The sequence below is a fragment of the Microtetraspora niveoalba genome (genome assembly GCF_001570405.1).
GTDB classification, from domain to species: Bacteria; Actinomycetota; Actinomycetes; order Streptosporangiales; family Streptosporangiaceae; genus Microtetraspora; species Microtetraspora niveoalba.
On the sequence record NZ_BBYM01000052.1, the window covers coordinates 36,268 to 45,696 of the forward strand.

8 protein-coding genes are annotated in these 9,429 nt (G+C 74.3%); 1 reads left to right on the forward strand and 7 read right to left on the reverse strand.

The genetic code is table 11. The features are described 5' to 3' along the window. Window positions 1-26: 26 nt before the first annotated feature. A complete protein-coding gene (locus tag AWQ70_RS35110) occupies window positions 27-1,454 on the forward strand; it encodes an FAD-dependent oxidoreductase (RefSeq protein ID WP_084518153.1) in 1,428 nt (475 codons plus the stop codon). A gap of 131 nt (window positions 1,455-1,585) precedes the next feature. On the opposite strand, the gene AWQ70_RS35115 is transcribed toward AWQ70_RS35110, so the two are convergent. The 7 genes from AWQ70_RS35115 to selB all read right to left on the reverse strand — a co-directional run bounded on the left by AWQ70_RS35115 (window position 1,586) and on the right by selB (window position 9,261). Then, window positions 1,586-2,479 carry a GlxA family transcriptional regulator gene (locus AWQ70_RS35115; protein WP_067186161.1) on the reverse strand — a complete coding sequence of 298 codons (894 nt, stop codon included), beginning with the start codon at window positions 2,477-2,479 and terminating at the stop codon, window positions 1,586-1,588. Between the two features lie 11 nt (window positions 2,480-2,490). Beyond that, complete coding sequence (locus tag AWQ70_RS35120; protein WP_067186163.1) at window positions 2,491-3,075, reverse strand: cysteine hydrolase family protein; 585 nt, start codon at window positions 3,073-3,075, stop codon at window positions 2,491-2,493. A 118-nt stretch (window positions 3,076-3,193) separates the two neighbouring features. Continuing rightward, the gene (locus AWQ70_RS35125; RefSeq protein ID WP_067186165.1) at window positions 3,194-3,457 is read right to left on the reverse strand and encodes a hypothetical protein; all 264 of its coding nucleotides are present in this window, start codon (window positions 3,455-3,457) and stop codon (window positions 3,194-3,196) included. Window positions 3,458-3,469: 12 nt separating this feature from the next. Then, the gene (locus AWQ70_RS35130) at window positions 3,470-4,117 is read right to left on the reverse strand and encodes a hypothetical protein (RefSeq protein WP_067186167.1); all 648 of its coding nucleotides are present in this window, start codon (window positions 4,115-4,117) and stop codon (window positions 3,470-3,472) included. A gap of 91 nt (window positions 4,118-4,208) precedes the next feature. After that, window positions 4,209-6,389, reverse strand: a complete 2,181-nt coding sequence (locus tag AWQ70_RS35135; RefSeq protein WP_067186170.1) for an MMPL family transporter — start codon at window positions 6,387-6,389, stop codon at window positions 4,209-4,211. A gap of 199 nt (window positions 6,390-6,588) precedes the next feature. After that, window positions 6,589-7,434, reverse strand: a complete 846-nt coding sequence (locus tag AWQ70_RS35140) for a metallophosphoesterase family protein (protein WP_067186172.1) — start codon at window positions 7,432-7,434, stop codon at window positions 6,589-6,591. A gap of 45 nt (window positions 7,435-7,479) precedes the next feature. Continuing rightward, window positions 7,480-9,261 (reverse strand): selenocysteine-specific translation elongation factor, encoded by a 1,782-nt coding sequence (gene selB, locus AWQ70_RS35145; protein WP_067186175.1) that lies wholly within the window; start codon window positions 9,259-9,261, stop codon window positions 7,480-7,482. Window positions 9,262-9,429: the final 168 nt, after the last annotated feature.

Here is a 9,429-nt window from a genome sequence, read left to right on the forward strand (position 1 = left end):
TCGAAATCACGACAGGAGATCCGTCGGTGGAACTCAGTTATGACCTCGTGGTCGTCGGCGCGGGCACGGCGGGCATCCCCTGCGCGGCCGAGGCCGCGCTCGGCGGCGCCCGGGTCCTGCTGGTCGAGAAGGACCAGCGGATCGGCGGCACCCTGCACATCTCCGGCGGCCACATGGCGGCGGCCGGGACGCGGCGGCAGGCCGAGCGCGGGATCGCCGACTCCGCCGAGGCGCACCTGGCCGACATCCGCCGGATCAGCTCCGGCACCGCCCGCGAGGATCTGATCGCCCTCGTGGCCGAGAACGCCGCCGAGACCGTCGACTGGCTGGACGAGCGCGGCTTCGCGTTCGCGCCGGAGACGCCGCGCATCGTCTACGGGCACGAGCCGTACGGCACCGCGCGCACCTACTACGGGGTGGACGAGGCGCTGTCGATCCTCGCGGTGTACGAGCGCCTGCTCGACGAGGCGGTCGCGACCGGCCGCCTCGACGTGTGGAAGAACTGCCCCGTCGTCGACCTGACCGTGGACGACCGGGGGGCCGTCACCGGGGTGACCGTACTGCGCGGCGGCCAGGACGTGGAGGTCCGGGCCCGCGACGTGGTGCTGGCCACGGGAGGCTTCGCCGCGGACCCGGAGCTGTTCCTCGAACTGGAGGGCGCGCCGCTCGTCTCCGCGGCGTACCCGACCTCGACCGGCGACGGCATCATCCTCGCCCGGGAGCTGGGGGCGGCGGTGACCGGCACCGGCTCCTTCCTGCCCACGTTCGGCGGGCTGCCCGACCCCACCACCCCGGGGAAGGCGAACTGGTCGGACCGGCAGCTCCTCATCGCGGCCGAACGCCCCCCGGTGGAGATCTACGTCGACAGGTCCGGGCGGCGCTGGGTCGCCGAGGACGAGCCGTCGATCGACGAGAAGGAGCGCGCGCTCACCCGCATCGAGGACATGACGTTCTGGACCGTCTTCGACGACGCGATGCTGGAGTCGACGCGGTCGGGCCGCCCGCTGGTGGTGGGCTGGACGCCCGAGGACCTGCGCGCCCGGGCCGGCTCGCGCGAGGGCGTGCACTCGGCCGGGACGCTGGAGGAGCTGGCGGCGGTCGCGGGCATCGACCCGGACGGGCTGGTCGCGACGGCCGCCCGCTACAACGAGGCCGTCGCCGCCGGCTCCGACCCGGACTTCGGGCGCGCCCACCTGCCGCTGCCGCTGGAGCGGGCGCCGTTCTACGCGATCCGCAACCACGCCATCTCGCTCGTGACGTTCGCCGGGCTCGACGTCGGCTCCGATCTGCGGGTGCTGCGTGTCGACGGCTCGCCGATCCCCCACCTGTACGCGATCGGCGAGGTGATCGGGGCGGCGGCGACCTGCGGGCAGAGCTTCTGCTCCGGCATGCTGGTCACCCCCGCGATCACGTTCGGGCGGCTGCTCGGCCGCCGCCTCGCCGCCACGGCCTGACCTCCCCCGGGCCCGGGCCCGTGGGCCGCCTCCGGCCGCCACGGCGGCGGAAGCGGCTCCGAACGGGCTCCGAACGACGTGGAACGACTCCGAACCGGGAACGGGCCGCCGCGGCGGAACCCGCGCCGGACCTACATCCGGGCGCGTAGGCGACGCAGCATGCGCGGGTCGCCGAAGCCGGCCTCGCGGGCGGCCGTCTCGGCCGTCGCGCCCTGCCCGAGGAGGTGTTCGGCCCGTTCCAGCCGCAGTGCGGTCTGGTAGGCCAGAGGCGTAAGACCCGTCGCCTGCCGGAAGAGCCGGGTGACGGTCCGTTCGCTGCATCCGACCGCGTCGGCCAGCGTCGAGAGCGTGAGCCGCTGGGTGAAACGCGCGTCGATCAGATCCTGAATGTGGTGCACGGTCTCGTCGTGGTGACCGCGGTGCCGGAGCATCGCGCTCATCTGCGGCGATGCTCCCTGACGGCGGGCGTACACCACCATTGCGCGGGCCACCCGGCTGGCGGCGTGCGGCCCGCGCCTGGTGCTCAGCAAGTGGAGCGCCACGTCGATGCCGCTGGCCACGCCCGCCGAGGTCACCACCCGCTCGTCCTCGACGTAGAGCACGTCGCGCACCACGTCGGACGCCGGATAGAGGCGGGCGAGCTCGTCCTGGGCCGCATGGTGGGTGGTGCAGCGGCGGCCGTCGAGCAGGCCGACCCGGCCGAGCGCGTCGGCGCCCGCGCAGATGCCCGCCACGGTGCCGCCGGCCGCGTGATGCTCACGCAGCCGGCGCAAGGTGTCGGCGCCGGCCATGCGTTCCGGGCCGCGCCAGCCCGGCACGATGATGAGATCGTCCGGTTCCAGGCGGGGCCATGTCCGTTCGGCCTGCAGCGTCAGTCCCTGCACGGTGGCGACGTGCGTGTCCTCGGACACGTACGACAGGTCGTGCTCGTAGCCGAGGTCGGCCGCCGTGGAGAAGACCTGGGCCGGCCCGGCCACGTCGAGCAGGTGCACTCGTGGAATGAGCAGGAAGACGACCCGGGGCACAGCCGCCGAGCCTATGCCCCGGTCAGTTCGTCGACAGTGCGGATGTCGGCGAACCGGCCCGCGAGCGCGTACTCGGTGCGCGCGACGATGTCGGCGACGCCCAGCGTCCGCGGGTCGTTCACCAGCCGCGAGAACGGCAGATTTTGCGGCGCGTCGCGGTGCGGGATGGGGGTGGTCGCGGTGGCGTCGGTGGCGAAGACGACGTCGAAGCCGAGGTCGGAGGCGATCCGGGTGGTGGTTTCGCAGCACTGCTCGGTGCGGATGCCGCACACGGTCAACCGACGGATGCCGCGACCGGTGAGGATCTGGTGCAGGTTCGTGGTGGTGAAGGCGTTGTGCGCGGTCTTGGTGATGAGCGGCTCGCCCACGTGCGGTTCGAGCCCGTCCATCAGGCGGACGTGCCCCCGTGCCGGATCGAAGACGGTGCCGGCTCCCGGCCGGGAGCCGAGCACCCACACCACCAGGTGGCCCTGGGCGCGGGCCGCGGTGACCAGACGGTTGACCTGGCCGACGATGTCCGGCCGCGATACGAACTCCCAGTCCGGCAGTTGGCGGAAGGACTCCTGGACGTCGATGACGACGAGTGCGTTGTTCACCCCCCAAGGGTGCAGCGGCGAGGGGCGGGCGCTGAAGGCGTTAACCGGTCAGCCTGCGGAACGATCCGGTCACCGGCCTTACGAGACGACGGAAGCGCCCGCCGCCCCCCGGCCCCCCTCACCGGCACGGAACGGCTCGCCCCGTGGCCGTGTCGCTCATGACGGGTGGCGATGACGCGGCCGCGGCCGCCCCGCCGGGCGACGAGCCGCGCGAGCCGCGTCCAGGAGTACGGCGCGTGGTCCCGACCACCACGGCCAGGCCGACGTCGGTCGCCGCGAGCAGCGCGACGAGCCAGGGCGGCACGCCGCGTGACCGTCGGCCGGAGGCGGCCGCCAGGCCCGCTCCGTTGGCGTACGACCGGAAGACGCCGACCTGGACCATGGACGGCCGCCGCTAACCCACCGCGATGAACGAGACGGTGCCCGAGCCCGTGACGCTGCCGATGCCCTTGGTGGAGCACTGGCTGATGTCGGAGGTGGGGGTGGCCTTGCCCATCGTGCGTGTGCCCTTGAGCTTCCCGCTGGTGATCTCGCCGAACAGCAGCATGTCACCCGGGTTGTACGAGTTCACCTGGTCGACGTTCGGGACGATGGTGGACGTTCCCACCTCCTTGCCCTGGGCGTCGCTCCAGGTGATGGTGCCGGTGCCGGTGACCTTCTCGACGCCGGTGCAGGACACCTGCCCGCTGCCCTGGATGGTGACCTTCGCCGACCGCAGGTTCGGGAAGCTGTTGTCCGGCGAGGTGCAGCCGGTCAGTTTCAGGGTGCCGGTGGCCTTCACCGTGGCCGTCTGCTGGCCGACCGGCGGGGTGAAGGTGATGGGCTTGGCGTCCGCCGTGGCGGCGGCGCAGGTCAGCACCGTCCGGACGCTCGGCCCGCCGGGCGAGGGGCTCGCGTTCGGCGCGGCGGCCCGGGCGCCGTTGCCGGACGCTCCCACAGCCACGGCCGGAGCCGCGACCAGGGCCAGGCCGAGGACGGCCGCCCCCGCGACGGCGAGGCCGGGGACCATGCCCGCGCGCGGGTTCTGCGAAGGAATCGTCATGGCATCTCCTGAGTAGATCTCAGTGGGTGATGGTTCGGTCACAATAAGTAACACGCTTGGGCGGGGTTCGGCAGGGGACACGCAGATCCGGTCACGATCTCGCGGGGGCACCAGCCGGGAGGTCGCCCGAGGGGACGCGTGGCAGCAGCCGGGCCAGCGGGCCGGGCAACCACCAGTTGCGGTGTCCGAGCAGCCGCATGAGCGCGGGAACGAGGATCATGCGGATGAGGGTGGCGTCGACGGCGACCGCCACGGCCACGGCGAACCCGGTCTGCTGGAGATCGCCTCTGTGGGTGAACAGCAGGCCGGCGAAGGTCGCGGTCATCACGGCCGCCGCCAGCGTGATGGGGCGGGCGGTGTGCCGGAGCCCGTGGAGGACCGCCGCGGTGTTGTCGCCGGTACGCCGGTAGTGCTCGGCGATGCGGTGGACGAGGAACACCTCGTAGTCCATGGACAGGCCGAAGACCACGGTGAAGGTCAGCAGCGGCACGAGAAGGTTGACGTCGCCGGCCTGGCCCGCGTTCTGGAAGCAGAGTGCGAGCAGGCCGAAGGTGGCCGCGATGGACAGCACGTTCATGCCGACGGCCTTCGCCGCGATGAGCGGGCTGCGGAAGGTGACCAGGAGCAGCACGAACGACGAGAGCAGCACGACCGCGACCACCTGCCCCAGGCCGGCGCGCACCTGTTCGCCGAGGTCGGCCAGCAGCGCCGTCGGGCCGGCGGCGTACATCGGCTGGCCGGGAGGCAGTAATCGGGTCCCCAACTCGTGGACGCGCCGCAGCAGTGCGGCGGAGGCGTCGCTGTCCGGAGCGTTCCGCTCGGCGACCAGGACGAGCGTCAGGTCCCTGCCGTTGTCGAGGGCGGCGACCGGACCCACCCTCGGGTCGGCCTCCAGGGCGTCGGTCAGCGCGGCGGTGCCGACCGGGCCGCTCCCGGCCGGGTGGGGCAGGGCCAGCCCGGTCAGGCCGGCCATCCGGTCGGCCTCCATCCGGGCCAGGCCGCCGCCGCTGTCGGTGCCCGCCAGGGAACCGCGGTCGTAGTGCAGGCCGAGGCGCAGGTCCAGCACGGGCAGCGCCGCCACCAGGAGCAGGGCCGCCACGGCGAGCGCGTACCGGACGGGGTGGTCCATCAGGTGTCCGGCCAGGCGCAGCCAGGGCGGCCCCGAGGCGGCACTGCCGGAGCGCCGCCAAAGCGATCCCGAGGCGGCACTGCCGGAGCGCCGCCAGGGCAGCCTCCCCCACTCCAGCCACGGGTCCAGCCAGCGGAGCAGGACCGGGGTCAGGCTGAGCGCGGCCGCCGCCGTGACGAAGACGGCCAGCATCGCCGCCAGCGCGACGTGCCTGATCCACGACACGGGGATGACGAACAGCGCGGCGGCGGTGAGCATGATGGCCGTGGCGCACCAGGCGACGGTGCCGCCCGCCGTCACCCTCGCCCGGACGGCCGCCGCCGCGGGCGGAAGGTTCCCCTCCCGGCGGGCCTGGCGGTAGCGCAGCAGGATGAGCAGCGCGTAGTCCAGCCCCACCCCCAGGCACACGGTGACCGCGACCGTCAGCAGCGTCGGGTCCACCTGGCCGAACACGCTGGCCAGGGACAGCACCCCCGCGCTCACCAGCATCGCCGCCCCGGCCACGAGCAGCGGCACGACGGCGGCGCCGGCCGATCCCAGCCCGAGGACGAGCAGCAGGACCACCGCGGGGACGGTGAAGGTCTCGATCCGCCGCAGGTCGTCCAGGTCGCTGCGGATCAGGTCGGCGAACACCGCGGTCACCCCGACGACCGTGACGGTGACCGCGCCTCCCGACGCCGTCCGTACGGCGTCGCGTGCGGCCGCGATCTGGGTCGGGAGCCGCCGATGGCGGGCCGCCTCGTCGCCGGTGACGCCGAAGGCGACGTACGCGCGACGCGGGTCCTGGCCCTCGACGACGGGCAGCGGCAACATCGCGTCGATCTCCGGGCGGGCGGCCAGGCCGCGCATCGTCGCGCCCACCGCCCGCTGGTAGGCCGGGTCCGCGGCGCGCAGCGACGCCGAGTCGAAGACGAGGATCATCTGCTCGGTGCCGAACTGCGGGAAACCCCGGGCGATCAGGGCCGAGGCCGTCTCCGACCTCGACCCGGGCACCTGCAGCGACGGCGGGCTGAGCCGGGCCATCAGCCCCGGCAGCGACAGCGCGGAGACCACCGCCGCCAGGAGCCACGCCGCGATCACCGCCCGGCCGCGCCCGGTCAGGGCCGTACCCCGTCGTCCGGCCGCGCCGACAGACATGGTCATGAGCCCCCCTTGTCACTGTTGGAGAAAGACCAAACACTCTCAGTGACACTCATGGGAGGTCAACGAACCGGGCCGTCCACGCCCGCGAAAGATTCACATGTGCGGATCCGCCGCGCCATGCGCCGGCGACCGATCCCGTCGGGCGGCCGTGCCCGTCGTGACGCCCGCCGTCACCCCGGACGGCCCGCCCGGCCCGCGATCAGGCGTTCGCCCGGCCCGGCAGGATCGTACGGAGCCGGTCGGGGCGGTCCGGCCGCGCGCGCCACTCCCTGGGGTAGCCGACCGACACCTCCTCGAAGCGCACCCCGTCGTACTCGGTGGTCCGCGGGATGTGGAGGTGCCCGTAGACGACCGCGACCGCGTTGAACCGCACGTGCCAGTCCGCCGTCAGCTCGGTGCCGCACCACTGCGCGAACTCCGGGTGGCGCAGGACGCGGGTCGGCTCCCGTACCAGCGGCCAGTGGTTCACCAGCACGGTCGCCGCCCCGTCCAGCTCGCCGAGCCGCTCCCCGGTGTACGCCACCCGCTCCCGGCACCACGCGTCCCGGCTGACGTGGGGGTCGGGGTGGAGGAGATACTCGTCGGTGCACACCACGCCGGCCTCGTACGCCGCGTCGAGCGCCTGCTCCTTGGTGTACGTGCCGGCGGGACGGAAGGTGTAGTCGTACAGCAGGAACATCGGCGCCACGGTCACCGGCCCGCCCGGCGAGGGCCAGACGGGATAGGGGTCCTCCGGGGTGAGGACGCCGAGCGAACGGCACAGGCGCACCAGGTGCCGGTAGCGCTCCAGCCCGCGTAGCTGCACCGGGTCCCCGGGGGGCGTCCACAGCTCATGGTTGCCCGGCGTCCAGATCACCGTCTCGAACCGGCGCGCCAGCTCGCCGAGCGCCCACTCGATGTCGGACATCGTCTCGGCCACGTCACCGGCGACGATCAGCCAGTCACCGTCGCGAGCCGGCTCCAGCCCCTTGAGGATCTCCCGGTTCTCCGGATGGGCGACATGCAGGTCGCTGATCGCAAGCAGCCTCGGCCCCTCGGCGCACATCCGGCGAGTCTACAAGCGCCCGCCGCCGAGCCGCAGGTGCACGCGCTAACCCCTGCCGTTCACGGAGCGCAGTCGCGCGTCCACCCGGCGGGTGTGCCCTCGCCGGTCGAGCTCTTCGAACAGGGGCAGCGCGACACGGCGCGTCGTCGCGAGGGCCTGCCGGGCCTCGCTGGCGGTGAACGGCTGGGGAAGCGCGCTCAGGCGGCGGACGGCCTCGTCGATCGCGTCCGGGCGCAGGTAGACGCCGCCCGCCAGCCGGACCAGGTCACCACGTTTCACGGCGACGCCGAGATGGCCCTCGGTGAGCCCGGCCTCCGCCAGTTCGCCCGCCTCCGGAGCGGCGAAGGGGCGGGCGGCGAGACGGCCGAGCAGGTCGTCGAGGGCGCGCTGGGCCCCGGGAGGCAACGTGACCGTCATCCGCCGCCGGTGCACACCGTCGCGGTCGGCCACCAGGCCGGGCTCCTGCCGTACGAGGGCGTCGAGCAGCGCGCCGTCCGGCAGGCCCAGCTCCCGTACGGCGGCGGCCGGGGGAAGGCCCGGCCGCATCGGATGCGCCGCGGCCCACCGGTCGACCGCCTCGGCGAGGCCGTCCCGCCAGCGGCTCCACATCTCGCCGTCGACGATCCAGCCGCCGGTTTCCACGGCCCTGGCGGGCAGGGCGTCGCCGCCGCCGATCGCCCCGGCCCTGACCAGTTGCGCGCGGCGCACCGCGCCCCGTACGCGCACCTCGGCCGCCGGGTCGGGGGCGCCGGTCATCGCCGCCAGTTCCTCGCTCCTGCGGCGCGCGGCCCCGCGACGGCCCAGCGGCGGCGGGAACGGGTCGAGCACGACCACTCCGGCCGCCACGCCGACCCGTCCCGGGTCGCGCAGCAGGGCCCGCTCCCCGATGCGCACCGGAACCGGTCCGGCGAGGGTGAGGCGGGCGGTGTCCGCACCGAGCGGCCGGACGCGCACGGGCACCGAGGCCGACCCGATGTGCAGCAGCGCCTGCGCGGGCGGCCGTTCGGTCCGTACGGCGAGCCGGACGTCCATCGACGCGGTCACGGCCCACTGGTCGGGCACGACCAGCGCCGAGCCGCGCGCGATGTCGTCCGGCCTGACGGCGCGAAGGTTCAGCGCGACGCGCGCCACGGCGCGCACCTCCCCCACCGGTGTCCTGAGCGTCTCGATGCCGCGGATCCGCACGCGGCCTCCGGACGGCACGACCTCGAGCTCGTCGCCGACGCGGAGGGATCCGGTGGCCAGCGTGCCGGTCACCACCGTTCCCGCACCGTGGACGCTGAAGGCGCGGTCGACCCACAGGCGGGCCGGCCGGTCCGGAGGCGGGGGCAGCGCCTCGGTCAGCCGGGCCAGCGCGGCCCGCAGCTCGCCGAGCCCCGTGCCCGCGACCGGGCTGACCGGCACCGCTTCGATGCCGGCCAGGCTCGTGCCGGCCAGGTGGTCGCGCGCCTCCTCCTCGGCGGACTCCGGGTAGCCGAGATCCGCCCGGCTGATCGCGAGCACGCCGTGCCCGACGCCGAGCGCGTCGAGGGCGTCGACGTGCTCCGAGGTCTGCCGGCACCAGCCCTCGTCGGCGGCGACGACCAGGAGCACCGCCGGCACGGGTCCGACGCCGGCGAGGGTGTTGGAGATGAACCTCCGGTGGCCGGGCACGTCGACGAAGGCGACCCGCGCGCCGTTGTCCAGCGTCGTCCAGGCGTAGCCCAGGTCGATGGTCATGCCGCGGCGGCGCTCCTCCGCCCACCGGTCGGGCTCCATACCGGTGAGCGCCCTGACGAGGGTGGACTTCCCGTGGTCGACGTGCCCGGCGGTGGCGATCACGTACATGGTCCGGCGCCTCCGTTCGCGGCGGGCGCCGCGGCCAGGACGGCGGCGGCGAGCCGGCCGTCCGCGTCCGGTGGGACGCAGCGCGGGTCGAGCAGGCAGCGGCCGTCGTCCACGCGCGCGACGACGGCGGGATCGCCCCGGCGCAGCGCGGCCGCGAAGGCCCGGGGC

What these genes read in the sequence shown, in the direction of transcription:
- AWQ70_RS35125 (WP_067186165.1), bottom strand. Translation starts at nt 3,457, where the DNA reads ATGGTCCAGGTCGGCGTCTTCCGGTCGTACGCCAACGGAGCGGGCCTG.
- AWQ70_RS35130 (WP_067186167.1), bottom strand. Translation starts at nt 4,117, where the DNA reads ATGACGATTCCTTCGCAGAACCCGCGCGCGGGCATGGTCCCCGGCCTC.
- AWQ70_RS35135 (WP_067186170.1), bottom strand. Translation starts at nt 6,389, where the DNA reads ATGACCATGTCTGTCGGCGCGGCCGGACGACGGGGTACGGCCCTGACC.
- AWQ70_RS35140 (WP_067186172.1), bottom strand. Translation starts at nt 7,434, where the DNA reads ATGTGCGCCGAGGGGCCGAGGCTGCTTGCGATCAGCGACCTGCATGTC.
- selB (WP_067186175.1), bottom strand. Translation starts at nt 9,261, where the DNA reads ATGTACGTGATCGCCACCGCCGGGCACGTCGACCACGGGAAGTCCACC.